Origin of the sequence: Microbacterium sp. (assembly GCF_047605725.1) — a bacterium.
GTDB lineage: Bacteria > Actinomycetota > Actinomycetes > Actinomycetales > Microbacteriaceae > Microbacterium.
Genome location: NZ_JASGFE010000049.1, coordinates 1 through 24,460, shown reverse-complemented (window position 1 = coordinate 24,460; position 24,460 = coordinate 1). Strand labels below are relative to the sequence as shown.

General features: G+C 71.2%; 21 protein-coding genes. 5 read left to right on the top strand and 16 right to left on the bottom strand.

Translation table 11 applies throughout. The annotated features are described in order from the left end of the window. From ligA to QM641_RS10470, 3 genes are all read right to left on the bottom strand, one after another. Positions 1-2,020: NAD-dependent DNA ligase LigA (ligA, locus tag QM641_RS10480; protein WP_415116196.1), on the bottom strand; the 2,020-nt coding region annotated here is incomplete at its 3' end. 310 nt (positions 2,021-2,330) lie between these two features. Continuing rightward, complete coding sequence (mnmA, locus tag QM641_RS10475) at positions 2,331-3,437, bottom strand: tRNA 2-thiouridine(34) synthase MnmA (protein ID WP_415116194.1); 1,107 nt, start codon at positions 3,435-3,437, stop codon at positions 2,331-2,333. Positions 3,438-3,446: 9 nt separating this feature from the next. Further along, positions 3,447-4,625, bottom strand: coding sequence for a cysteine desulfurase family protein (locus QM641_RS10470; RefSeq protein WP_415116192.1), 1,179 nt, complete (start codon positions 4,623-4,625; stop codon positions 3,447-3,449). Between the two features lie 56 nt (positions 4,626-4,681). On the opposite strand from QM641_RS10470, the gene glgX reads away from it, so the two are divergent. Genes glgX through glgB form a run of 3 tightly spaced genes read left to right on the top strand, consistent with a single transcriptional unit; the run spans position 4,682 to position 11,027 of the window. Further along, a complete protein-coding gene (gene glgX, locus QM641_RS10465) occupies positions 4,682-6,766 on the top strand; it encodes a glycogen debranching protein GlgX (RefSeq protein ID WP_415116190.1) in 2,085 nt (694 codons plus the stop codon). 47 nt (positions 6,767-6,813) lie between these two features. Beyond that, on the top strand, positions 6,814-8,895 hold the full coding sequence (locus QM641_RS10460) for a maltotransferase domain-containing protein (protein WP_415116188.1): 2,082 nt from the start codon (positions 6,814-6,816) through the stop codon (positions 8,893-8,895). Beyond that, positions 8,892-11,027: a 1,4-alpha-glucan branching protein GlgB gene (gene glgB, locus QM641_RS10455; protein ID WP_415116186.1), complete on the top strand. Its 2,136-nt coding sequence runs from the start codon at positions 8,892-8,894 to the stop codon at positions 11,025-11,027. The genes QM641_RS10460 and glgB overlap by 4 nt, the downstream gene beginning before the upstream one ends. Before the next feature lies 1 nt (position 11,028). On the opposite strand, the gene QM641_RS10450 is transcribed toward glgB, so the two are convergent. Then, the gene (locus tag QM641_RS10450) at positions 11,029-11,961 is read right to left on the bottom strand and encodes a tetratricopeptide repeat protein (protein WP_415116184.1); all 933 of its coding nucleotides are present in this window, start codon (positions 11,959-11,961) and stop codon (positions 11,029-11,031) included. Further along, the gene (locus QM641_RS10445; RefSeq protein ID WP_415116182.1) at positions 11,961-13,760 is read right to left on the bottom strand and encodes a glycosyl transferase; all 1,800 of its coding nucleotides are present in this window, start codon (positions 13,758-13,760) and stop codon (positions 11,961-11,963) included. The genes QM641_RS10450 and QM641_RS10445 overlap by 1 nt, the downstream gene beginning before the upstream one ends. 163 nt (positions 13,761-13,923) lie before the next feature. On the opposite strand from QM641_RS10445, the gene QM641_RS10440 reads away from it, so the two are divergent. Further along, positions 13,924-14,982: an AI-2E family transporter gene (locus tag QM641_RS10440; protein ID WP_415116180.1), complete on the top strand. Its 1,059-nt coding sequence runs from the start codon at positions 13,924-13,926 to the stop codon at positions 14,980-14,982. A gap of 21 nt (positions 14,983-15,003) precedes the next feature. On the opposite strand, the gene QM641_RS10435 is transcribed toward QM641_RS10440, so the two are convergent. The 9 genes from QM641_RS10435 to rpsB form a co-directional block, all read right to left on the bottom strand. Then, positions 15,004-15,732 (bottom strand): alpha/beta hydrolase, encoded by a 729-nt coding sequence (locus tag QM641_RS10435; RefSeq protein WP_415116178.1) that lies wholly within the window; start codon positions 15,730-15,732, stop codon positions 15,004-15,006. After that, entirely contained in the window at positions 15,729-16,010 is a 282-nt protein-coding gene (locus QM641_RS10430) for a hypothetical protein (protein WP_415116176.1), read from the bottom strand. Before QM641_RS10430 ends, QM641_RS10435 begins: the two co-directional genes overlap by 4 nt. 4 nt (positions 16,011-16,014) lie before the next feature. Beyond that, positions 16,015-16,584 (bottom strand): lytic transglycosylase domain-containing protein, encoded by a 570-nt coding sequence (locus QM641_RS10425; protein ID WP_415116174.1) that lies wholly within the window; start codon positions 16,582-16,584, stop codon positions 16,015-16,017. Between the two features lie 203 nt (positions 16,585-16,787). Next, positions 16,788-17,363: a DivIVA domain-containing protein gene (locus QM641_RS10420; protein WP_415116172.1), complete on the bottom strand. Its 576-nt coding sequence runs from the start codon at positions 17,361-17,363 to the stop codon at positions 16,788-16,790. Then, the gene (locus QM641_RS10415) at positions 17,360-18,406 is read right to left on the bottom strand and encodes a phosphatidate cytidylyltransferase (protein WP_415116170.1); all 1,047 of its coding nucleotides are present in this window, start codon (positions 18,404-18,406) and stop codon (positions 17,360-17,362) included. The genes QM641_RS10420 and QM641_RS10415 overlap by 4 nt, the downstream gene beginning before the upstream one ends. A gap of 5 nt (positions 18,407-18,411) precedes the next feature. Beyond that, positions 18,412-18,966 (bottom strand): ribosome recycling factor, encoded by a 555-nt coding sequence (gene frr / locus QM641_RS10410; protein WP_415116168.1) that lies wholly within the window; start codon positions 18,964-18,966, stop codon positions 18,412-18,414. A 54-nt stretch (positions 18,967-19,020) separates the two neighbouring features. Next, complete coding sequence (gene pyrH, locus QM641_RS10405) at positions 19,021-19,740, bottom strand: UMP kinase (protein WP_415116166.1); 720 nt, start codon at positions 19,738-19,740, stop codon at positions 19,021-19,023. Positions 19,741-19,821: 81 nt separating this feature from the next. Beyond that, entirely contained in the window at positions 19,822-20,649 is an 828-nt protein-coding gene (tsf, locus tag QM641_RS10400) for a translation elongation factor Ts (RefSeq protein WP_415116164.1), read from the bottom strand. Between the two features lie 31 nt (positions 20,650-20,680). Continuing rightward, complete coding sequence (rpsB, locus tag QM641_RS10395; protein ID WP_415116162.1) at positions 20,681-21,583, bottom strand: 30S ribosomal protein S2; 903 nt, start codon at positions 21,581-21,583, stop codon at positions 20,681-20,683. A gap of 314 nt (positions 21,584-21,897) precedes the next feature. On the opposite strand from rpsB, the gene QM641_RS10390 reads away from it, so the two are divergent. Then, positions 21,898-22,440, top strand: a complete 543-nt coding sequence (locus QM641_RS10390) for a peptidoglycan DD-metalloendopeptidase family protein (protein ID WP_415116160.1) — start codon at positions 21,898-21,900, stop codon at positions 22,438-22,440. Positions 22,441-22,594: 154 nt separating this feature from the next. On the opposite strand, the gene QM641_RS10385 is transcribed toward QM641_RS10390, so the two are convergent. Both QM641_RS10385 and dprA read right to left on the bottom strand, forming a co-directional pair. Then, on the bottom strand, positions 22,595-23,485 hold the full coding sequence (locus QM641_RS10385) for a tyrosine recombinase XerC (RefSeq protein ID WP_415116158.1): 891 nt from the start codon (positions 23,483-23,485) through the stop codon (positions 22,595-22,597). Between the two features lie 49 nt (positions 23,486-23,534). Next, positions 23,535-24,460: DNA-processing protein DprA (gene dprA / locus QM641_RS10380; RefSeq protein WP_415116156.1), on the bottom strand; the 926-nt coding region annotated here is incomplete at its 5' end.

The following is a 24,460-nucleotide window of genomic DNA, read 5'->3' as shown; positions in this document are numbered from 1 at the left end:
AGTCCACGGCGAACCACTCGCCGATCGACTCCGCGATGATCTCGCCGACCCCGTCGACCGCCGCGAGCTCCTCGCTCGTCGCCGCACGGATGGCCTCGAGCGAGCCGAACCACTGCGCGAGAGCGCGAGCGGCCACCGGACCCACGTGCCGGATGTTGAGCGCGACCAGCAGGCGCCACAGCTCCTTCGTCTTCGCCTTCTCCAGCTCGGCGAGCAGCTTCACCGCGGCCTCCGACGGCAGCACCTCGCGGTAGTCCTTGCGGATGCCGGCGCGGCGGCGTTCGGCCGGGTCCATGTCCTCCGCCCCCGGCGGATAGGAGGCGGGCCCGAGCTTCTGGAACGGCGCGCGCCGCACCGGCTCGCCGTGCTCGTCGATCTTCGGCTCGCCCGTCTCGGCGTCGCGCACGACGACGGAGATCGGGACGAGGTCGTCGAGCGACAGCGAGAACAGGCCCGCCTCGGTCTCCAACGGTGCCACCGACGGCGGCTCGGCCTGCGTGAGAGCTGCCGCCGTGACCTCGCCGAGCACCTCGATGTCGAGCGCCCCGCGCGAGCCGATGTGCTCGACCCGCCCGCGCACCTGCGCAGGGCACGCCCGCGTGTTCGGGCAGCGCAGGTCGATATCCCCCTCCTTCGCGGGGGCGAGCGGCGCACCGCACTCGGGACACGCGGTCGGCATCACGAACTCCCGTTCGGTGCCCTCGCGGCGCTCGACGACCGGACCGAGGACCTCCGGGATGACGTCGCCGGCCTTGCGGAGCACGACGATGTCGCCGATGAGCACGCCCTTGGCCTTGACGACGTCCTGATTGTGCAGCGTCGCCTGCCGCACCACGGACCCTGCGACACGCACCGGCTTCATGACTGCGAACGGGGTCGCCCGTCCGGTGCGGCCGACCGACACCACGATGTCCAGCAGCCGGGTCTGCACCTCCTCGGGCGGGTACTTGTAGGCGATCGCCCAGCGCGGTGCGCGAGAGGTCTGTCCGAGCTCGCCGTGGAGCGCGAGCTCGTCGACCTTCACCACGATCCCGTCGAGCTCGTGCTCGATGTCGTGCCGATGCGCACCGTAGTGCTCGATCTGGGCGACCACCTCGTCGGCGGTGGCGCACACGCGCGTGTACGGGCTCGTCGGCAGTCCCCATTCGGCGAGGATCGTGTAGACCTCGCTCTGGGAGTTCACGGGCGGGTCGGACCAGGCGCCGATCCCGTGCACGTACAGCGCGAGCGAGGCGATGCGAAGCAGCGCCGCGTCGAGCTCGAGCCCCTGCTTCTTGTCGAGCTGCTGCCGCAACCCGCCGCTGGCGGCGTTGCGCGGGTTGGCGAACGCCGGAAAACGCCGTGCGGCGGCGGTGCGGGCGCGTTCCTCGTCGAACACGGCGGCGCGCGTGCGGGCGCGCTCGTACGCCTGCGCATACGCCTGCTCCCGGAAGCCGGCCTGGGCCTCGTTGAGCCGTGCGAACGCGGCGACCGAGAGGAAGATCTCGCCGCGCACCTCGACGATCGGCGGATGACCCGTGCCGCGGAGCCGCTCGGGGATGCCTGCGACGCGAAGCGCGTTCTCCGTCACGACCTCGCCCACCCGCCCGTCGCCGCGTGTGGCGGCCGAGGTGAGGATGCCGTGCTCGTAGCGCAGGTTGATGGCGAGGCCGTCGATCTTCAGCTCGGTGAGCCACGACACCGACCGTCCCGCCGCGGCCTCGGTCTTGGCCATCCACTCGCGCAGCTCGTCGGCCGAGAACACGTTGTCGAGGCTGAGCATGCGCTCGGCGTGCTCGATCGTCGCGGCATCGGTCTCACCGGCCGCGCCGACCGTCTGGGTGGGCGAATCGTGTCCCTGCAACTCGGGGAAGAGCCTCTCGAGCTCCTCCAGCCGGTGCATCCAGCCGTCGTAGGTCGCGTCGTCCACGAGCGACGCGTCGCGCCCGTAGTAGGCGTCGCGCGCGTCGAGGATGAGGCCGGTGAGGCGCTCGGCCTCGGAGCGCGCCTGCTCCAGTGTCGGGTCGGTGGCGTCGGTCACCCCGTCAGTCTAGGGACGCGCTCCGACATCACCGCGCCGACGGACGCCGGATGGCCACGACCTCCATCAGCGACTCCAAGCCTGCGTAGTCACCCGGATTCGTGGTGCGATGACGCGGCGGAGGATGAGGACGTTGGTGTCGAGCATCCCGCGGGTCATCGCGCCGCCCGCTCGAACGGGTCGTCGAGATACGGGTCGGTCACCGCGTCGAGATCGGCGCGGAAACGGTCGGGATCCACGACGGGCATGATGCGTGACGCACGGTCGAAGTCGCTCCGCGAGACGAACCGCTGGGGTCTGCGCAGCGGGATCAGCTCGGGCGACGTCGTACGGGGACCGCCGACATGGTGCGGTCGATCGTGAACTGGCCGATCACGCGCGTGCCGTCGTAGAGCACCGCGGTCTGGCCCGGTGCCACGCCGTCGAACGGATGCCGCGGCCGCACCGTCACGCCGCTCTCGTCCAGCACGGCCACCGCCGCGACGGGGTCGGCGTGCGCGCGGATCTGCACCTCGCAGTCGAACAGGCCGGCAACCGGCGCCCGTCCCGCCCACGAGAACCGCTCCCCCCCGATCTCCGCGGTCGCGAGCGCCTCCTTCGGACCCACCACGACGGTGTTCGACACCGGCCGCACCTCCAGCACGAACCGGGGCTTGCCGTCCGGCGCAGGCACGCCGAGACTCAGCCCGCGACGCTGGCCGACGGTGAACGCGTGCGCGCCCTCGTGGCTTCCCACGACGGCGCCGGTGCGATCGACGATGGCGCCCGTCGCCGTGCCGACGCGCTCGGCCAGCCACCCGCGGGTGTCTCCGTCGGGGATGAAGCAGATGTCGTGGCTGTCGGGCTTGTGCGCGACGGTGAGACCCCGCGCCTCGGCCTCGGCGCGCACGAGCGCCTTCGAGGGCGTGTCGCCGAGGGGGAAGAGCGTGTGCGCGAGCTGCTCCGCAGTGAGGACGCCGAGCACGTACGACTGGTCCTTCGCGGCATCCGATGCGCGGTGCAGCTCACGGCCCGCCGGGCCGTCCACCAGCAGCGCGTAGTGGCCGGTGCACACCGCATCGAACCCGAGCTCGAGCGCGCGCTCCAGGAGGGCGGCGAACTTGATCCGCTCGTTGCAGCGCATGCACGGGTTCGGGGTGCGGCCGGCGCGGTACTCGGCGACGAAGTCGTCGATCACGTCGTCGCGGAAGCGCTCGGAGAAGTCCCACACGTAGAACGGGATGCCGAGGAGATCCGCCGCGCGCCGGGCGTCCATGGCGTCCTCGATCGTGCAGCAGCCGCGGCTGCCGGTGCGCAGGGTCCCGCCCGCGCGCGAGAGCGCGAGGTGCACGCCGACGACGTCGTGCCCCGCGTCGACGGCCCGCGCGGCCGCGACGGCGGAGTCGACGCCGCCGCTCATGGCCGCCAGGATCCGCATCGGTCCAGTCTACGAGCGCGGCCTGGTCGTGCTCCCCGCGGCGACCGCGCGGCGGTGGGCCTCGGGGAGGGCGGCGAGCACGGCGTCGACGTCCGCGTCGGTCGACGTGCGGCCGAGCGTGAACCGCAGCACCGAGCGCGCGTCACGCTCGTCGCGGCCGAGCGCGAGCACGACGTGCGACGGCTCGGCGACCCCGGCCTGGCACGCCGAGCCCGTCGAGGCGGCGATCCCTGCCGTGTCGAGCAGGAACAGCAGCGTCTCGCCGAGCGCACCGGGAAACAGCACGTGCAGGTTCCCGGGCAGGCGCCGGGTCGCGTGCCCGAGCAGCTCTGCATCGGGGACGAGCCGCAGGATGCCGTCGCGCAGCCGGTCGCGCAGAGCACTCACGCGTGCCGCGGTTCGCTCCCGCTCGGCGACCGCGGCGGTCGCCGCCGCCGCCAGCGCCGCCGCGCCGGCGAAGTCGGGCGAGCCCGAGCGCACGCCCCGCTGCTGCCCGCCGCCGTGGACGAGCGGCGCGATCGCGGCATGCCGTGACAGGACCAGCGCGCCGGTGCCGGTGGGCGCACCGAGCTTGTGGCCCGAGACGGACAGGGCCACCAGGCCCGCCGGGCCTTCGGCCTCTCCCCTCCAGCGGGCGAACGACACGTCCAACCAGCCCACGGCTCCCACCGCGTCGAGGTGAAGCGGCACGCCGGCTGTTGCGGCGGCCTCTGCGAGGGCGGCGGCATCCTGGATCGTGCCGATCTCGTTGCCGGCGACCAGTGCCGTGGCGAGCGCCGCACCGGGCAGGGCCGCGGCGAACCGGTCGAGCGGGATCGTGCCGTCCGGCTCGAGCGCGACACGCCGAAGCTCCGCGCCCGCAGCGGCCTCGAGCCAGTCGGCGGTCGCCGTGGTGGCATGATGCTCCCCGTCGGGCACCACGATCGCACCGGCAGGGTGCGCCCACCACAGCCCTTTCAGGGCGAGATTCACGGACTCTGTCCCGCCCGAGGTGAACACGACCTCGATCGGCTCGCAGTCGAGCGCCGCGGCGACGGCCTCGCGCGACTCCTCCAGCACCCGGCGGGCGGACTGGCCGGCGCGATGCACCGACGAGGCGTTGCCGACGAGGGCGGATGCCGCGATCCACGCGTCCCGCGCATCGGGACGCAGGGGCGTGGTCGCGGCGTGGTCGAGGTAGGCCGTCATCACACTCCCGCCGCCGCTGGCACGCCCCGGTCCGGGCGTTTACTACCCTAGAACGCATGACCCGAACGAACTCGTCGCTGCTGACCGCGCGCCCGGCACTCCTGGCACCCTCGCTCGACGACCTCGGTGTCGTGCTCCACGACGGCGGCGGCACCCTGCGGGTATGGTCGGCGCACGCGAACAGCGTCGAACTGCTCGTGTTCGACGACGTCGACCTCGACTGGATCACCGGGACCATTCCGCTCGTCGCGACCGCGGACGGCGTGTGGGAGGTCACCACCCCCGCCCTCCGCCCCGGCGTGCGCTACGCGCTGCGCGTGGCCGGCGACCACGGGCCGGGCCAGACCTTCAATCCGCGCACGCTGCTGCTCGACCCGTACTCGAAGGGGCTCGTGGCCGCGGGCTTCGAGAACTGGCGCTCGGTGGTCGTCGACGAGTCCTTCGACTGGGGCGGGGTCGCCAAGCCCGCCGTGCCGCTGGACAAGACCGTCATCTACGAGGCGCACCTGAAGGGCATCAGCAAGCGGCATCCGCTCATCCCGCCCGCCCTGCACGGCACCTACGCGGGGCTGGCCCACCCCGCGATGATCGAGCATCTCCTCTCGCTCGGGGTCACCTCCGTCGAACTGCTGCCGGTGCACGCGTTCGCCACCGAGCCACGACTGCTCCAGCTCGGGCTGACGAACTACTGGGGCTACAACACGCTGAACTTCTTCACGCCGCATGCCGCCTACGCCACCGCTTCGAGCCGCAGCGCCGGCCCGGATGCCGTGCTGCGCGAGTTCAAGGGCATGGTGCGGCTGCTCCACGAGGCCGGCCTGGAGGTGATCCTCGACGTCGTCTACAACCACACCGCCGAGGAGGGACTCGGCGGCCCCCGCACGAGCCTGCGCGGCATCGACAACCGCTCGTACTACCGCCAGCACGAGGACGGCGCCTACATCGACGTCACCGGCTGCGGCAACTCGCTGAACACCGCGACGCCCGCCGCCGCGCGCCTCGTCCTCGATTCGCTGCGCTACTGGGCCAACGACGTGCAGATCGACGGCTTCCGCTTCGACCTGGCGACAACTCTGGGCCGCGACGAGCAGCACACGTACACTCCGCACCATCCGCTGCTGCGCGCGATCGCCGAGGATCCTCAGCTGGCCGGGGTGAAGCGGATCGCCGAGCCCTGGGACGTGGGCCTCGGCGGCTGGCAGACCGGCAACTTCGGCGACGGCTGGCACGAGTGGAACGACCGCTACCGCGACCGCGTGCGCAACTTCTGGCTGAGCGACGTCGACTACGCCCGTCGGGCCGCCGGCGCCCCGGTGGGCATCGGCGGGTTCGCCACCCGCCTGGCCGGCTCGTCGAACACCTTCAGCACGGAGCGCGGTCCGCTGGCGAGCATCAACTTCATCACCGCTCACGATGGCTTCACCCTCCGCGACCTGGTCTCCTACGACGTCAAGCACAACCTCGGCAACGGGGAGCAGAACCGTGACGGAGCCGACACGAACCGCTCCTTCAACCACGGGGCCGAGGGACCCACCGACGACCCGGGCATCCTCGCCACGCGCCGCAAGGCGATGCGGAACCTCCTCGGCACGCTGCTGCTGTCGGCCGGCATCCCCATGCTCACCGCCGGCGACGAGTTCGGGCGCAGCCAGCGCGGCAACAACAACGGCTACTGCCACGACTCCGCCCTGACGTGGATGCCGTGGGACCATGCGCCGTGGCAGGAGGACTTGTTCGCACACGTGCAGCGGCTCATCCGGCTGCGCCGGGAGAACCCGGCACTGCGGCCCATCCGCTTCGCGCACGAGACCGAGGTCGTCCCGAGCGCCTCGGTGATCGACTGGTACGACGAGCACGGCGAGACGATGTCGATCGAACGGTGGACCAACCCGGCCCACCGCACGATGCAGTACGTCGCCGCCTCCACCCCGGAGCAGGAGGAGTTCAATCGCATCCTGCTGATGGTCCACGGCGACGAGTGCGCCGTCGAGGTGACGCTGCCCACGATCCCGGGCGTCTCGCGTTACGTGTCGCTGTGGTCCAGCGCCGACGAGAGGCCGCAGCACGAGGAGATCTCGCATCTGCCCGGCGAGACGGTCCAGCTCGCAGAGACGTCGATGCATCTGTTCCGCGCGGAATGATCCGCGTCGTCTCGCCCCCGCGCCCGGCAGCGCGGTAGGTTCGACTCGTGGCCATCAAGACCCGCGCCGAAGCGTCTGTCCGCAGTTCCGCCGAGATCCCTCTCCGCCCGGCCGTCGCCTGGCAGCCGCCGTATGCGACCCGCACCGGCCGCATCGCGCTCTCCCGGCCGAGGCCGCACACGCCCGACGATCTCTTCCGCCCGAAGGCGTTCGTGGGCGAGGCCGTGCCGTTCGGGGTGACGGCCTTCCGCGAAGGGCACGACCTCATCGGCGTGCACGTGCGATTGGTCTCCCCGTCGGGAGTGGAGACGCTCCACCGGCTCACCGCGCTGCAGGACGGCTTCGACCGCTGGTCGGTGCTCATCGCGCCGCTGGAGCAGGGCGTGTGGTCGTACACGTTCGAGGCGTTCGCCGACGACTTCGCGACGTGGGAGCACGCCGCCGACCTGAAGATCGCGGCCGGGGTGGACGTGCCGCTCATGCGCGAGATGGGTGCGCTGCTGTTCGATCGCGCCCGCGACGAGAGATCCCGTCCGAATGCCGAGCGCGCGGCGCTGGAGGCGGCCGCCGCCGCGCTGCGCGATCCGGAGGTCGGCACCGAGTCCGCCCTCGCCGTCGTGCGCGACCCCGCGATCGCCGCGTTCTTCGCCGACCGCCCGCTGCAGTCGCTGACCACGGTCGGCACCACCCGCGAACTGCTCGTCGAGCGCGAGCGTGCCGGCGTCGGCGCGTGGTACGAGTTCTTCCCGCGCTCCGAGGGCGCACGGCGGCTGAAGAACGGCACGGTCAAGAGCGGCACCTTCCGCACCGCCGCCAAGAGGCTGCCGGGCGTGGCAGGCATGGGCTTCGACGTGATCTACATCGTTCCGGTCCATCCCATCGGCCAGACCAACCGCAAGGGCCGCAACAACACCCTCGAGGCCCTGCCTGGTGACCCCGGATCGCCGTACGCGATCGGCGCCGCCGATGGCGGCCACGACGCCATCCATTCCGACCTCGGCACTCTCGCCGACTTCCGCGCGTTCGTGCGTGCCGCGCGCACGCAGGGGCTGGAGGTCGCGATCGACCTGGCCCTCCAGGCCTCGCCCGACCACCCGTGGGTCGCCGAGCATCCGGAGTGGTTCACGACGCTCCCCGACGGCACGATCGCCTACGCGGAGAACCCGCCGAAGAAGTACCAGGACATCTACCCGCTGAACTTCGACAACGACCCGGTCGGCAGTTACGCGGAGATGCTGCGCGTCGTGCGGCACTGGGTGGCCCAGGGCGTGAAGATCTTCCGCGTCGACAACCCGCACACCAAGCCGCTGCAGTTCTGGGAGTGGCTCATCGCGACGGTGAACGCGGAGGATCCCGACGTGATCTTCCTCGCCGAGGCCTTCACGCGTCCGGCGATCATGCAGTCCCTCGCGATGGTCGGCTTCCAGCAGAGCTACTCCTACTTCACCTGGCGGAACACCAAGGCCGAGCTGGAGGAGTTCCTCGTCACCATCTCGCGCGAGACGGCCGACTTCATGCGGCCGAACCTCTTCGTCAACACGCACGACATCCTCACCCAGTACCTGCAGTTCGGCGGGCGGCCGGCATACAAGATCCGGGCCGCCATCGCCGCGACGGTCGGGGCGACCTACGGCGTCTACGCCGGGTACGAGCTCTACGAGAACGTCGCCCGTCCGGGGTCGGAAGAGAACATCGACAACGAGAAGTACGAATACAAGTTCCGCGACTGGGAGGGCGCCGAGGCATCCGGGAACTCGCTCGCCCCGTACCTGCGCCGGCTCAACGAGATCCGGCGCGCCCATCCCGCGCTGCGACAGCTGCGGGGCCTGAGCCTGCACTGGAGCGACGACGACGCGATCCTCGTGTACGTCAAGCACCTTCCCGCCGCGCTGTCCGAGACCGGCGAGTCCGACACGATCATCGTGGTCGTCAACGTCGACCCGCACTCCGCCCGTCAGACGCTCGTCCACCTCGACCCCACCGTGTGGGGCGGCACGCCGGGCGAGAGCTTCGAGGTCGAGGACCTCATCAGCGGCTCGACGTGGACGTGGTCGAGCAGCAGCAACTTCGTCCGCCTGGACGCGTTCATCGAACCCGTCCACATCCTGCACCTGAAGGGGACGCGATGAACCGTCCGGCAGACCATGTGCTCGACGCGATCGGAAGCGGAGCCCACCACGCCCCGCACGCCGTGCTCGGGCCCCACCAGGAGAGCGACGGCTGGGTCATCCGCGCCCGACGTCCGCTCGCGGACTCCGTCACGGCGGTGCTCGCCGACGGCACCCGCGCGCCACTGTCCCACCTGCGCTCCGGGGTGTGGGAGGGCGCGGTCGCGAGCCAGCCCACCGCCTACGAGCTCGTGACGACGTATGCCGGTGCGCCCGACTACGTGGCCGACGACCCGTACCGGCATCTGCCGACGGTCGGCGAGCTCGATCTGCACCTGATCCGCGAGGGGCGCCACGAGAAGCTGTGGCAGGTGCTCGGCTCACGGCTGCACCGGTTCGACGGCGTGGCCGGCGTCTCGTTCGCGCTGTGGGCGCCCAACGCGCGCGCGGTGCGCGTGGTCGGCGACTTCAACGCGTGGGACGGCCAGGGCCACGCGATGCGGTCGATGGGCTCCAGCGGCGTGTGGGAGCTGTTCGTGCCGGGCCTGGGCGTCGGCTCGGCCTACAAGTACGAGATCCTCACCGCGGACGGCGTCTGGCTGGTCAAGGCCGATCCGATGGCGCGATTCGCCGAGGTGCCGCCGGCGACGGCATCCATCGTCACCGACAGCGATTACGCATGGAACGACGACCGGTGGATCGCGGAGCGTTCGCGCACCCAGCCGGTGTCGCGTCCGATGTCGATCTACGAGGTGCATGTCGGCTCGTGGAAGCCGGGACTCGGCTATCGCGACCTCGCCGATCCGCTCATCGAGTACGTCACGGCGCTCGGCTTCACGCACGTCGAGTTCCTGCCGCTGGCCGAGCACCCCTTCGGCGGCTCGTGGGGCTACCAGGTCTCCGGCTACTACTCCCCGACGAGCCGCTTCGGAGGCCCGGACGATCTGCGCTACTTGATCGACCGCCTGCACCAGGCCGGCATCGGCGTGATCATGGACTGGGTGCCCGGCCACTTCCCCAAGGACGAGTTCGCCCTCGCCCGGTTCGACGGGCGTCCCCTCTACGAGCACCCGGACCCGCGCCGCGGCGAGCACAAGGACTGGGGCACGCTGATCTTCGACTACGGCCGCAACGAGGTGCGCAACTTCCTCGTCGCGAACGCGCTGTACTGGTTCGAGGAGTTCCACGTCGACGGGCTGCGGGTGGATGCCGTCGCCTCCATGCTCTACCTCGACTACTCCCGCGAGCCCGGCGAGTGGGAGCCGAACATCCACGGCGGCCGCGAGAACCTCGAGGCCATCCGGTTCCTGCAGGAGGTCACCGCGACCTCGTACAAGCTCCACCCCGGCATCTCCATGATCGCCGAGGAGTCCACGAGCTTCCCCGGCGTCACCGCGCCGACGAGCCAGGGCGGACTCGGATTCGGGTTCAAGTGGAACATGGGCTGGATGAACGACTCGCTGGAGTACATCAAGCGCGATCCGATGTACCGCTCGCACCACGAGGGCGAGCTGTCATTCTCGTTCGTCTACGCCTTCAGCGAGAACTACGTGCTGCCCATCAGCCACGACGAGGTCGTGCACGGCAAGGGCACGCTGTTCACTCGGATGCCGGGCGACCACTGGCAGAAGCTCGCGAACGTGCGTGCCTTCCTCGCCTATATGTGGGGGCATCCGGGCAAGCAGCTGCTGTTCATGGGCCAGGAGTTCGGGCAGCTGGCCGAGTGGTCGGAAGCGCGCAGCCTCGACTGGTGGCTTCTCGACCAGCCCTCGCACCACGAGCTGTTCGACTTCGTGGGCGCGCTCAACCGCGCCTACGTCGACCAGTCCGCGCTGTGGTCGCGCGACCATGAGGGCGCCGCGTTCTCGCGCCTCGGGGCGCCCGGCTGGAACCCCAATGTCATCGCGTTCGCGCGTCGCGACCACCACGGCAACACGGTCGCGGTGATCTGCAACTTCTCCGGCGTACCGGTGCACGACTACGAGCTGGACCTTCCCGAGTCAGGGGTGTGGCACGAGGTGCTCAACACCGACGCGCAGGCCTACGGAGGCTCAGGCGTGGGCAACCTCGGCGCCGTCCACGCCGACGGGTCGGGGCGCGCCAGGATGGTGCTGCCGCCGCTCGGCGTGCTGTGGCTGCACCACCGCGCGTAGATCAGAACAGCAGGCTGGAGAGCCTCCCGCGGGCACGCACCACGCGGGGGTCCTCGTCGCCCACCAGGCCGAACAGCTCGAGCAGCCGCTCGCGCACCGGTCCCCGCTCGTCGCCGGGCAGCGCCGCGAACAGCTCCAGGAGCCGCTCGAAGGCGTCGTCCACATGTCCGCCGGCGACGTCGAGGTCGGCGACGTCGAGCTGCGCCGCGACGCTCAGCGGGTCGGCGGCGGCGCGCTCGCGGGCCGCGCGCAGGTCGAGCCCGGCCACGCGCTGCAGAAGGCTCACCTGGCCGAGCCCGGCGCGCGCGTCCGTGTCACGGGGGTTCTCGGCGAGGGCCTTCTCGTACGCGATGCGTGCGCGCGCCAGGTCCCCTGCCTCGATGGCGTCGAACGCCTCCTGGTGCAGCGGAGGCAGGGCGGGCGCGGCATCCGGGTCCTCCCCCGACGACGTGTCGTCCACGGGCACAGTTCCCGAGACGCCGTGCTGGGCGGCGAGCTCGAGGAGCTGCGCGAAGATGTCCCGCACCTGCTGCTCGGGAACGGCGCCGGTGAACAGCGGCACCGGCTGCCCGGCGATGAGCGCGACGACCATCGGGATCGACTGCGCGCGGAAGCTCTGCGCGAGCTGCGGGTTCGCGTCGACGTCGACCTTCGCGAGCACGATGCGTCCGCGCAGCTCGGTGACGACCTTCTCCAGCACCGGCGACAGCTGTGCGCAAGGCCCGCACCACTCCGCCCACAGATCCACCACCACGGGGACCGAGCGGGACAGCTCGAGCACCGCGCCGAACGTCGCGTCGGTGGCGTCGAGCACGACCGAGGGTGAGCCGCCTGCTGCCGGCGCCGCCTCCGCGGCGGGCGCGTCGGAGCGGCGTCGCAGCGCCGAGAGGTCGACGGCACCGCGCAGCACGGCACCGGGGGCCTGGTCGCTCATCAGCCGACCGCCTTCGCTGACAGGGGGTTCGAGCTGAACCCGAGGAACTGGATGCGCTCGTTGGAGCCTTGCGCCGGCACGAAGAAGAACAGCTGGTCGCCGAACGTGGTCACAAAGCCGGTGGGCGACTGCGTCATGCCGCTGAGCGTGGTGACCACGGCATTGCCGTCGGCCTTGATCACGGCATCCGTCGTCGTCGGGGCGACCGTCTCGCTCTCGGTCACGGTGACCGCGACGATCGCGCCGCTCTCCAGCGTGGCCAGCGCCACCGGGGGCTGCTCGCCGGCGGCGGAGGCGAAGCTCATCGTGCCGGTCTCGGCGCCGGTCTCGTTGAACGCGGCCAGCCGGGCGGCGCGATCCTTCGCGACCTGCGCGCGGAACGGGTCGCTCTCCGCCTCGAACAGCGCGGCGTACGTGCTCGTGTCGCCTTTGTCGATCAGGTCGGCGTACGCGGTCGCGAGCTGATCGGGCGGAAGCAGCAGGAAGGGCGAGTCCGGCGCGACCTGCGTGGTGCCCACATACGAGGGGGCGAGGTCGGGCATGCGCGTGTCGGCGGCGAGCATGCCGACATAGGTGAGCCTGTAGTCCGACCAGGCGTCCTGCTGGGTGACCGACATGATCGTCGCCGACTTGTCCTGCTTGTTCTCCACCACGGCGAAGAACGTGCGCGGCCAGCCGTCGAAGGCCTCCGGCAGCAGGATCGACAACTGCTTCGACGCGATCGCCGGCAGCGCCTTGAAGTCGGCGATGGCGCCGCGCAGCGTGTAGTTGGTGAGGCGTTCGGCCAGGGCCGGGCCGGCCAGCCGGGTCGCCGCGGCATCGGCGTCGCGCGCCTCGTCGGCCTTCGCGACGGTCGCCGAGATGCGGGAGAGGATGCGCTCGGCCTGCGGCTCGGTGACGGCGGGGCTCTGCTGATCCTCTGGCACGATCACGGATGCCGTCGGCGACGGGGTCGGGGTGGGCCCGAGCTGCGGCCAGGCGTCGGCGGAGCAGCCGGAGGCCAGCAGCGCCGTCACGGCGATCACCGGCACCGCCACGAACGAGCGAGCGCCGCGGGGAAGCTGCCGCCCGCGCGACGAGGAGCTGATGACACCCTTGTCGGCGGACTCGACGGACAGATCGATCGGCTGGGTCTCGGCGAGCGGCAGTCCCTTGCGCCGCGGTCCCCGCGCGCGGCGCGCGCCGCGCAGTGCGAACAGGTACAGGACGATCCCGACGGCCATGAGCACGGCGCCGCCCGCGATGAGGGGGCCCGCCCACGGCGTCGCCGCCCCCGTCGGCCAGCTCACCAGGAGCTTCGAGGGCGCCGGAAGGGTGCCGTCGGATGCCACCAGGACACTCATCTCGGCGGGCAGCTGCAGCGGGGCGACGAGCACGTCCTCGTCCTGGAACTCGTCGAGCCAGAGGTCCGATCCGGCGGGGCTGACGGGCGCGGCGGCAGCGGGATCGGCCGCGGGATCGGTGACGGCGGGGGTCGCCGGCTCCACGAGCTCGGTGCGGATTCCGCCGTCCCCGTCGGAGGTCACGTGCACGTAAGAGCTGCGGCTGAGCCACGCGCTGAGGTCCGTCGTCCGGCCGTAGGCGGCGAAGATCGGGCCCTCGCCCTGCGCGCGCAGCGTCTGGGCGCCTTCGTGGGCATCGAGCACGGCACCGTCGACGAGCACGTACGGCACATCCTGGTCGATCTGCACCGCCTGGCTCTCCGAGGTCGGCCCGCGCAGAACGGTGCGCTGAGCGATGCCGGCGCCGATCATGACGGTGGCGAGGACGAGCGCGACCACAGCCCACACGAAACGCACGGAACGACACCTCTCCGCGGGTCGCACACGGGCACGCGACCGCACAATCGAAACTCCAGGTTACCGATTCCGACCTGAAAGTCGCCAGGGAGGGCCGGCCTGCGCGGGCCGGCGACTTTGGTGCGTATCCTGGCTGACAGGCCTGACGAGGAGGGGCAGCAGCGTGAGGATCCACCAGCCGTTCCGTACGGCACTGATCGCGACGCTCGGCGTGGGCGTGGGCATCATGATCATCACGGGCATCTCGACGCTGTCCACGGTCCTGCTCTACGTCGGCACCGCGCTGTTCCTGTCGCTGGGGCTCGACCCGATCATCTCCTGGCTGGAGGGCCGCGGGCTGCCGCGCTGGGCCGCCGTGCTGCTGACGATCATCGCGCTGCTGACAGCGTTCGCCGGGATCATCCTCATGATCGTCCCGATCATCGTCGGCCAGGTGACGCAGTTCGTCACGACGATCCAGAGCCTCATCAGCAGCGGCTCGTGGGATCCGGTGAACGTCACCAAGGAGTGGCTGCACGACACGTTCCCGATGCTCGACGTGGACGTCGTGTTCGAGTACCTCTCCACCTGGTGGTCGTCGATCGACGTCGGCGAGGTGGGCAGCATCATCCTCGGCATCGGTGCGGGCATCATCAGCGGCGCCACCGGCGCGTTCATCGTGCTGGTCCTCACGATCTACTTCACCGCATCGACCCCCTCGCTCAAAGCGGCGGCGGCGCAGCTGGTGCCCGCCTCGAAGCGCGAGAGGTTCGTCGACCTCTCCGAGCAGATCACGGCATCCGTCGGCTACTACGTCATGGGGCAGGTGAGCCTCGGCGTCATCAACGGCGTGCTCAGCGCGGTGTTCCTGTCCATCATCGAGGCGCCGTTCCCCGCGGTGCTGGCCGTGGTCGCCTTCTTCTTCTCGCTCATCCCGCTCGTGGGCACTCTCACCGGCTCCGCGATCATCGTGCTCACGTGCCTGCTGCCGGGACTGGCGTCTCCCATGACCGCACTCACCGCGCTCATCTATTACGCGATCTACATGCAGATCGAGGCATACCTTCTCTCGCCCCGCATCATGAACCGCGCCGTCTCCGTGCCCGGAGCCGTGGTGGTGATCGCCGCGCTGGCCGGCGGTGCGCTGCTGGGCCTGCTGGGCGCGCTCATCGCCATCCCGGTCGCGGCGAGCATCCTCATCATCTACCGCCAGGTCGTGATCCCCCGGCAGAACCAGCTCTGAGCGGATGCCGCGCGACCGAGCTCACGCTCCGGGCAGCGGACCCTCCCACACCGTCGGCAGCGGCAGCGCAGCGGGGTTCATCGCCGCGACGATCTCGGTGAGCACGCGCCGGGTCTGATTCTCGCCGACCCACAGGTGCCGACCTCCCTCGACGGGGATGAGGGTCGCGTGCGGCACGGCGGCGAAGCGCTCGGCGGCCTCCGCGGGTCGGAGGTAGTCGTCGTGCTCGGGGACGAGCACGATCAGCGGACGATCGACGCCCGCCCAGGCGGCGACCTCCTCCGGCGTCGTCCGGTGCAGCGGAGGAGACAGGAGGATCATGCCCTCGATCGCGTGGTCGCGGCCGTACTTGAGCGCCAGTTCGGTGCCGAACGACCAGCCGACCAACCACGGCCGGGGAAGACCGCGCTCGTTCACGAACGCCATCGCCGCGGCGACGTCGAACGCCTCGCCCCGCCCGCCGTCGAAGGCCCCCTCGCTGGTCCCCCGTGCCGAGCTCGTGCCCCGGGTGTTGAAGCGCAGGACGGCCAGGTCGGCGACCGCGGGCAGGCGCGCGGCGGCCTTGCGCAGAATGTGCGAGTCCATGAACCCGCCCGCGGTCGGCAGCGGATGAAGCGTGACGAGCGTGGCGACCGGTTCCGCCTCGGGCAGCGCGAGCTCGCCGACCAGGGTGAGCCCGTCCAGCGTGGTCAGCTCGATGTCCTCCCGGCGCCCCGGCAGCACGACGGGGCCGCGGATCTCGATCGTCATGACGTCCTCCAGCATCCGGTGTGCCAATGACGGCGCGCCGCGAGGTCGGCGGCATCGCCCAGCACGCCGTCGGCGCGCCACACGACCACGTGCGCGACGCCGGGCGCCACTTCGCGCCCGCAGCCCGGACACGTGTACGGCTTCGCCGCCTGCGCGGCCGAGACCGGCTGCACAGTCCATCGCCGGCCGCGACGGGTCTCCTCGCGCTTCCAACTGCTCAGCAGCCGGTCGAGGGAGTCGTCGACCGGCTCCGGCCGTCGACGGTGCGACCGCGGCATCCGATCAGTACCAGCCGTAGCTCTCGGAATGTCCCCACGCGCCGCACGGCGTGCCGTAGCGTCCGGAGATATAGCTCAGCCCCCAGGAGATCTGCGTGGCCGGGTTGGTCTCCCAGTCGGCTCCGGCCGAGGCCATCTTGCTCCCCGGAAGCGCCTGCGGGATGCCGTAGGCGCCGCTACCGGAGTTATAGGCGTTCACGCGCCAACCCGACTCGCGGTTCCACAGCGCGACGAGGCACCCGAACTCGGAATCGCCCCAGCCGCGCTCGGTCACCATCTGATACGCGATGGCCTGTGCGCTGCCCGGGTCCGGCGTCACGAACGCAGGCGTCCACGAACTCGAAGAGGAAGCAGACGACGACGAGGACGAGGAGGATTCCTCGACCTCGTCGGCGACCGGGGTCGGAGTCGGCTTCGGCGTGACGTAGACCGTGTAGGTGACGTCGGAGCGCTCCAGCGCCGTCTCGCCGAGGTCGGCGGCGCTGGCATAGGCCTGGGCGTCCGCGATCGTGTGGGCGTACAGCGACACCGGGTCGAGCTCGGCCGCGTGGGCCGACGATCCGATCGTTCCCATCGGCCCCACATACGCCAGTGTCAGACCCGCCGTGGCAACCAGCGCGAAGGCGCTCAGAACGCCCCGACGACGCGACCAGCGCGTCCGCGGGGCCTGCGGGCGTGCCTGCGCGATCTCGGAGGAGGACGGGGTGATCAACTCGTTTCCGACAGTCACAATGCGACGAGTGTACCGGGCGGCCCCCGATCACGCCATCCGAAGGCTCACCCGACCGCCAGCAGCACCTCGACCATCGCATCCAGCACCGCGTCGACCTGGTCCTCCCGATACCCGCCGCGTTGCAGCCGGAAGGCCACCGTGCGCACCTGCTCGACGGTCAGCGACTCCCCCGTTTCGAGATAGCGCGCGAGTTTGTCGGCCACGAGATCCACCTCGTCGACTCGGTAGCCGTAGTGGAGGCGCCCGGCGCGCCGGAACCGGTGGCCCGGGGGCCGGGACAGGCGGTCGAGCACCTCCTGGGCGAGTGCGCGCGTATCCTCCACCCAGGCGGCGGCGCCCTCGGCGGCAAGCGCGCGCTCGCGCTCGCGGTGCGCGAAGGCGTCCTCGATGCGTCCGAGCGCGGCATCCACCTGGGCGATGCGATAACCGCCCTTGACGACCGGGAACGCGGTGCGGCGGATCTCCGCCGCGGTGAGGAGCCCCACGGCATCCGTCTCGAACGCCTCGCGGGCATGTGCGAGGAAGGAGTCGACCGCGGCCTTCTCGTAGCCCCTGCGCAGCCCCGACGCGGTGGTGAAGGGGCGGGCGCCGTCCTGCGGGAACCCCGCCGAGCCGCTCATGCGGCCGCCAGCGGCGACAGCGCGAAATACAGCGCGAGCGCCGCCGGCGCCGAGGGAAGGATCGAATCGAGCCGGTCGAGGACACCGCCGTGCCCGGGAAGCCACGAGCTCATGTCCTTGATCCCGAGGTCGCGCTTGATCATCGATTCGCCGAGGTCGCCGACGGTGGCCGACGCCAGCAGCACGGCGCCGAAGATCACTCCGGCCCACAACGGCACGTGCAGTATGAACGCGGCCAGGAGCACGCCCGCGGCGAGGGCCACGGCAGCGGCGCCGGCGAAGCCCTCCCACGTCTTCTTGGGGCTGATGCGCGGCGCCATCGCGTGCTTGCCGAACATCAGACCGCTCGCGTAGGCGCCGGTGTCCGCACACACCACGACCACGAACATCGCCAGCAGCCACCACTCCCCGTGCTCCTGGCGCAGGAGCACCAGCGTGAGGCTGCCGAGGAACGAGACGTACAGCTGGATGAACCCGGCCACCAGCACATCGCTGACCACTTCGCCGTAGCGTCGGCCATCGCGGGCGTTCATCTGGCTGAGCAATCGCCACACGATCACGAGCGCGACGGCGGCGAAGGTGACCACCCAATGCGTCCAGTGCCCCGCGAGGAAGGCCGCCAGCACCACGAGCAGACCCGCGATCAGCTGGGGGACCTCATCGACCCGGCGTCCCGCCGCCTGCAGCGCACGGGAGAACTCGAACACGCCCAGCAGCGACACGGGGATCGCGATGACGAGGAACAGCCACTTGACGAACACGAGGGAGCCGATCACGGCCAGCCCGATCGCGAGCCCGATCGCGATCGCGACGATCAGGTCGCGTCCGGTGCGCGCCTTGATCCGCTCGTTGGCCTGCTCCAGGTCGGCGCGGGCGCGCTCGACCTGATGCTCCAGTTCCGAGCGGGCGCGCTCGACCTGATGCTCCAGTTCCGAGCGGGCCGAGCGCACGTGCGCCTGGAACGACGAGTCGTCCGCGGCGCGACGGCTCTCGTCGCGATCGGGCGCCGGCTCGGCGGGCTGCTCGCCGGAAGGATCTGTCATCCGCGTCAGACCTCGAGCAGCTCGGCCTCTTTGCGCTTGAGCGCCTCATCGATCGCATCGACGTGAGCGCGCGTCACGACATCGAGCTCCTTCTCCGCGCGCACGAGATCGTCCTCGCCGACCTCGCTCTTGAGCGCGTCCAGGTCGTCCTTGCAGCGGCGACGGATGCCGCGCACATGCACGCGGTGGTCCTCGGCCTTGGTGCGCACGAGCTTGACGTACTCCTTGCGGCGCTCCTCGGTCAGCTCCGGGAGGGTGACCCGGACGAGGTTGCCGTCGTTGCTGGGGTTCGCGCCGAGGTTCGGGGTGTCGCGGATGGCCTGCTCGATCGCCTTGAGCGCCGACTTGTCATACGGGGTGACCACGATCGTGCGCGCCTCGGGGTTGTTCAGCGAAGCCAGCTGAGCCAGGGGCGTCGGCGACCCGTAATAATCCACCAGGATCTTCTGGAACAGCTGCGGGTTGGCGCGGCCGGTCCGCACCGTGGCGAAGTCCTCTTTCGCGGCGTCGACCGCACGGTCCATACGCGTGGTCGTCTCGGCCAGGATCTCGGCGATCACGGTCTTCCCTTCGTCGGAGCGTCCCTCAAGTCTAGTGCGGCGGAGCATACGGACTCAGACGGTGACGAGCGTGCCGATCGACTCGCCCAGCAGCGCCCGGGTCACATTGCCGGCCGGCTCCATGCCGAACACGCGCATGTCCATGCGGTTGTCCATGCACAGGCTGAAGGCGGTCGAGTCCACCACCTTCAGGCCACGGCGGAGGGCGTCGAGATAGGTGATGCGCTCGATGCGCTCGGCCGTGGCATCCGTTCTCGGATCGGCGGTGTAGACGCCGTCCACTCCGTTCTTGGCCACCAGCACGCTCTCCGCGCCGATCTCCAGCGCGCGCTGGGCGGCGACGGTGTCGGTGGAGAAGTAGGGCAGCCCGGCACCGGCGCCGAAGATCACGACCCGGCCCTTCTCCAGGTGGCGCACCGCGCGGCGCGGGATGTAGGGCTCGGCGACCTGGGTCATCTCGATGGCGGACTGGACGCGCGTGGCGGCGCCGGCCTGTTCGAGGAAGTCCTGCAGCGCGAGGGCGTTCATGACCGTGCCGAGCATGCCCATGTAGTCGGCCCGCCCGCGATCCATGCCGCGCTGGCTGAGCTCGGCTCCGCGGAAGAAGTTGCCGCCGCCGACGACCACCGAGATCTCCACGCGGTCGACCGCCGCCGCGATCTCCTGGGCGATCTGGCTGACCACATCGGGGTTCACCCCCAGCTGGCCACCGCCGAAGGCCTCGCCGGACAGCTTCAGGAGGACGCGCCGGCGCCCGGTGTTCTCGTTGGTCACGGTATCCCTTCCTCGCGGATGCACACTATCGAACGGTCACGAACGAAGGGCCCGCATCCGAGGATGCGGGCCCTGTCGGCATCAGGCGCCGACCTTGAATCGTGCGAAGTCGGTGATCGTGATCCCGGCGTCGCGCGCGACCTGGGCGACGGACAGCTTGTTGTCCTTCGCGTAGTCCTGGTCCAGCAGCACGATCTGCTTGAAGTACGCGTTCAGACGCCCCTCGACGATCTTGGGCAGCGCCGCCTCGGGCTTGCCCTCGCTGCGGGACAGCTCGGTGACGAACTGGCGCTCCTTCTCGACGTCTGCCTCGGGCACCTCGTCGCGGCTGAGGTAGGCAGGGTCGGCGAAGGAGACGTGGTGCGCGATGGAGCGCGCGGTCGACGCATCGTCGCCCTGGTAGACCACGACCACTCCGATCTGCGGCGGCAGATCCTTGTTCGTCTTGTGCAGGTAGACCTCGTACGCGTCGCCGTGGAGGGTCCGCACACGACGCAGCTCGACCTTCTCGCCGATGATCGCGGCCTCATCCGAGATCAGCTCGGCGACCGTCTGGTCGCCCGCAGGGGCCGCCAGCGCCGCCTCGGCGGACTCGGCGCCCACCGCGGCCGCGGCGTCGGCGACCGCGTCGGCCAGTGCCACGAAGCGCTCGTTCTTCGCCACGAAGTCGGTCTCGCACGCCAGCTCCACGAGCGTCACGGCGCCGTCGTGCTCGCGGGCGACGACCAGGCCCTCGCTGGTGGAGCGGTCGGCGCGCTTGGCGTTGCCCTTCGCACCCTTCAGGCGCAGGATCTCGACGGCCTTCTCGACGTCGCCGTCGGCCTCCTCGAGTGCCTTCTTGGTGTCGACCATGCCCGTGCCGAGCTGGTCGCGCAGCGCCTTGATGTCGGCGATGGTGAAGTTTGCCATGGGTGGTGGCTCCTTGGATCGTGGTGAATGATCAGTTGTCGGCGGACTCGGCGGCCTCGGCCTCGGCCTCTGCCGTCTGCTCGGTGGCGGCCTCGTCGACGACGGCCGCCTCAGGCGCGGAGTCGACCTCCGTGGTCTCCTCGACGGCGGGCGCGCTCTGCTCGGCGGCGGGCGCGCTCTGCTCGAGGAGCTCGCGCTCCCACTCGGCCAGCGGCTCGGCGTCCTCGGACTCGTCGGCCGGCTGGTGGCGCTGGATGAGGCCCTCGGCCGCGGCATCCGCGATGATGCGGGTGAGCAGGCCCACCGAGCGGATCGCGTCGTCGTTGCCCGGGATCGGGTACTGGAACTCGTCGGGGTCGGCGTTGGTGTCGAGGATGCCGATCACCGGGATGCCGAGCTTGCGCGCCTCGTCGATCGCGAGGTGCTCGCGCTTGGCGTCGACGACCCAGATCGCCGACGGCGTCTTCTGCAGGTTGCGGATGCCGCCGAGCGACTTGTGCAGCTTGTCGAGCTCGCGCTTCTTGAGCAGGAGCTCCTTCTTGGTGAAGCCGCTGTCGGCCGGGTTGTCGAAGTCGAGCTCCTCGAGCTCCTTCATGCGGGCCAGGCGCTTGCTGACGGTCGCGAAGTTCGTGAGGAGGCCGCCCAGCCAGCGCTGGTTGACGAAGGGCTGGCCGACGCGCGTGGCCTGCTCGGCGATGACCTCCTGCGCCTGCTTCTTCGTGCCGACGAACAGGATCGTGCCGCCGTGGGCGACGGTCTCGCGCACGTACTCGTAGGCCTTGTCGATGTACGACAGCGACTGCTGCAGGTCGATGATGTGGATGCCGCTGCGCTCGGTGAGGATGAAGCGCTTGACTTTCGGGTTCCACCGGCGGGTCTGGTGTCCGAAGTGGACGCCGCTGTCGAGCAGCTGACGGATGGTGACGACGGCCATGGCCGTTCTCCTGTTCTGGTGCCGTGCGGCACCGCTTTCGGTTTCTTCCGTCCGAGGTCCTCGGACGAGCCTGGTACCCGGCACACACCCGCTCCGCCGCGTTCGCGGTGAGACCTGGGGTGTGGATGCCGCGCTACGACGGTCCTCGCGGTCCGTCGCGTGCGCTCTGGGCACGCGTAGTCACCCCGACGAGCGGGGTGCCCTGTCAGTGTATCAGCCGCGAGGACTCCTCCCCCGTCGGCAGGATCGCCGAACTGTCCACGGATACGGGGACGCGGTGCCCGCGGAGCGCGGGCGCGAGGCATCCTTCCGGCATGACCTCACACACCGTGCTCCGGACGGCGGCCCTGCTCGCCGCCACGCTCCTGCTCGTGTCCGCCCCTGCCGTCCCCGTCGCAGCCGCCTGGACCGGCTCTATCGCCCCGTCCGCCTCCTCGGCCGAGGACAGGCGTTCCGGCTGGCGGTGGCCGGTGGATGCGGTGGTGCTCACTCGGCCGTACGAGGCACCCGCCCACCGCTATGGGCCGGGTCATCGCGGTGTGGACCTCGCCGTGCCCCCCGGCGGGGCGGCGCTGGCCCCCGCCGCGGGGGTCGTCGCGTTCTCCGGCACCGTCGTGGACCGGGGCGTGGTCACGATCGATCACGGCGACGGTTTCGTGACCACCCTGGAGCCGGTGACCGGCGCACCGCCTGTCGGGACCGCCGTGGCGGCGGGAGATCTCGTGGGCGTGGTGTCCGTGGGCGGCCACACCGCCGCGGGGAGTCTGCACTTCGGAGTCAGGGAGCACGGCGAGTACATCAACCCGATGCTGCTGCTCGGCGGCATCCCCCGCGCCGTCCTCCTCCCCTGCTGCTGACCCCTCCCCCCACCCCGCTCCCCGCCGAAGGTGCTCGTTCTCCCCACGAGGGTGCTCGTTCTCCCCGCGAGGGTGCTCGCTTCTGGCACCCTCGCGCGGGGAAGTGGCACCCTCGCGCGGGGAAGTGGCACCCTCGCGCGGGGAGGTGGGCCGGTCAGGCGCGCGGGTGGGCGAGGCGATAGGCGGCTGCGAGCCGCTCGGCCGACACGTGCGTGTAGATCTGGGTCGTGCCCAGGCTCGCGTGTCCGAGGAGCTCCTGCACCGCGCGCAGGTCGGCACCGCCGTCGAGCAGGTGCGTGGCCGCGGAGTGGCGCAGGGCGTGCGGACCCGCCGAGCCACCCACGAGCGGGCCGACCGTGCGGGCGACGAGGTCGTACACGGCGCGCGCGCCGATGCGGCCGCCTCGCGCGCCGAGGAAGACCGCACGCGTGCCGTGCGCGACGAGGGAGGGCCTTCCCCGCACGAGGTAGGCCTCCAGCGCATGGGCGGCGGGCGCGCCGAACGGCACGACGCGCTCCTTCGAGCCCTTGCCGAGAACGCGCACGGTGCGACCGGCCAGGTCGAGGTCATCGAGATCGAGACCGCACAATTCCGACACCCGAATGCCGGCACCGTACAGCAGCTCGAGGATCGCCGCGTCGCGCAGGGCGCGCCCATCGCCCTCGTCGGCCGCTGCCCGCGCGGCGTCGAGAAGCTCTCGCAGAGCGTCGGCGGTGGCGACTCTGGGAAGTGTCCGACCGCGCTTGGGCGCGACCAGGCGCAGTGCCGGATCGGCGGCGGTCAGGCCCTCCTCGTGAGCCCATGCGAACAGGCCGCGCACGGCCGCGGTGCGCCGGGCGAGAGTGCTCTTCGCATCGCCGCGCTTGACGGCGAGCCAGAGCCACTCGCGCAGCAGCTCGAGGTCGACGTCGGCCAGCACCACGTCCCCGGCCGCCGCGGAGAGGTCGGCAAGGTCGGCGCGGTAGGCGCGCACCGTCGCCGGTGCGAGGCGGCGCACGTCGGCCAGGTGCGCGGCGTACCGCTCGGCGGCCTCGGAGATGCGCATGAGTCCAGGATGCCGCGCCTGCCGCCCGTGCCGGTGCAGACCCTCCGCGTCAGCACCGCGGCATCCGGCGCCAGCCCTGCGCTCCGCGCGCGATCGTGCCGTCGAGCACGAGAAGGCCGAGCAGGGCCTCCGCCTCCAGAGGGGACATGCCGCTGCGGCGCGCGACCTCGTCGGTCGTGCGCTCGGCACGTGTGCTGAGGGCATCGAGGATGCGGGTGCGCTCGTCGGTGTGCGCTCCCGTCGGCAGCACCTCGCCGACGCCGAGCCCGAGGAGCTCACGCACCTCGTCCGGCGAGGTGACGCAGCGCGCGTCGAACTCGCGGAGCAGGCGATGGCAGCCGGCGGAGGTCGCATTCGTCACCGGCCCGGGCACGGCCCCGAGCGGGCGGCCGAGCGCGGCGGCGTGGCCGGCGGTGTTGAGCGAACCGCTGCGGGAACCGGCCTCGACGACGACCGTCGCGTCGGCGAGCGCCGCGATGCTGCGGTTGCGCTGCAGGAACCTCCACTTCGTCGGCGCCGAGCCGCACGGCAACTCGCTCACGACCACCCCGTGCTGCACGATACGGCGCAGCAGGTCGACGTGACCGGCCGGGTAGGGCCGATCGACCCCGCCGGCGAGCACCGCGATCGTGACCCCGCCGGCGGCCAGGGCCGCGCGGTGCGCCATGCCGTCGATGCCGTAGGCGGCCCCGGAGACGATCGCGACCCCGGTGCCGGCGAGCTCTGCCGCCCATTCCACGACAACGTGCTCGCCGTAGCCGGAGGCCGCTCGCGCACCCACGAAGGCGACGGCAGGGCGGTGGGCGAGCAGGGCCGGGTCGCCGCGTACCCACAGGCACAGCGGCGCGTGCTCGCCGAGATCGCCGAGGGCCGTCGGCCACTGGGGGTCGTGCGCGGTGACGATGCGCGCGCCGGCGCGCCGGGCCTGGGCGAGGGCTCCGCCGTTCTCGCCCGCGCGCGGGCGCCACCGGGCGC

Excerpts from the sequence above, each read along its gene's own strand:
- mnmA (WP_415116194.1), bottom strand. The coding sequence starts at position 3,437 with ATGCGGATCCTGGCGGCCATGAGCGGCGGCGTCGACTCCGCCGTCGCG.
- QM641_RS10470 (WP_415116192.1), bottom strand. The coding sequence starts at position 4,625 with ATGACGGCCTACCTCGACCACGCCGCGACCACGCCCCTGCGTCCCGAT.
- glgX (WP_415116190.1), top strand. The coding sequence starts at position 4,682 with ATGACCCGAACGAACTCGTCGCTGCTGACCGCGCGCCCGGCACTCCTG.
- glgB (WP_415116186.1), top strand. The coding sequence starts at position 8,892 with ATGAACCGTCCGGCAGACCATGTGCTCGACGCGATCGGAAGCGGAGCC.
- QM641_RS10450 (WP_415116184.1), bottom strand. The coding sequence starts at position 11,961 with ATGAGCGACCAGGCCCCCGGTGCCGTGCTGCGCGGTGCCGTCGACCTC.
- QM641_RS10435 (WP_415116178.1), bottom strand. The coding sequence starts at position 15,732 with ATGACGATCGAGATCCGCGGCCCCGTCGTGCTGCCGGGGCGCCGGGAG.
- QM641_RS10430 (WP_415116176.1), bottom strand. The coding sequence starts at position 16,010 with ATGCCGCGGTCGCACCGTCGACGGCCGGAGCCGGTCGACGACTCCCTC.
- QM641_RS10425 (WP_415116174.1), bottom strand. The coding sequence starts at position 16,584 with ATGGGAACGATCGGATCGTCGGCCCACGCGGCCGAGCTCGACCCGGTG.
- QM641_RS10420 (WP_415116172.1), bottom strand. The coding sequence starts at position 17,363 with ATGAGCGGCTCGGCGGGGTTCCCGCAGGACGGCGCCCGCCCCTTCACC.
- QM641_RS10415 (WP_415116170.1), bottom strand. The coding sequence starts at position 18,406 with ATGACAGATCCTTCCGGCGAGCAGCCCGCCGAGCCGGCGCCCGATCGC.
- tsf (WP_415116164.1), bottom strand. The coding sequence starts at position 20,649 with ATGGCAAACTTCACCATCGCCGACATCAAGGCGCTGCGCGACCAGCTC.
- rpsB (WP_415116162.1), bottom strand. The coding sequence starts at position 21,583 with ATGGCCGTCGTCACCATCCGTCAGCTGCTCGACAGCGGCGTCCACTTC.
- QM641_RS10390 (WP_415116160.1), top strand. The coding sequence starts at position 21,898 with ATGACCTCACACACCGTGCTCCGGACGGCGGCCCTGCTCGCCGCCACG.
- QM641_RS10385 (WP_415116158.1), bottom strand. The coding sequence starts at position 23,485 with ATGCGCATCTCCGAGGCCGCCGAGCGGTACGCCGCGCACCTGGCCGAC.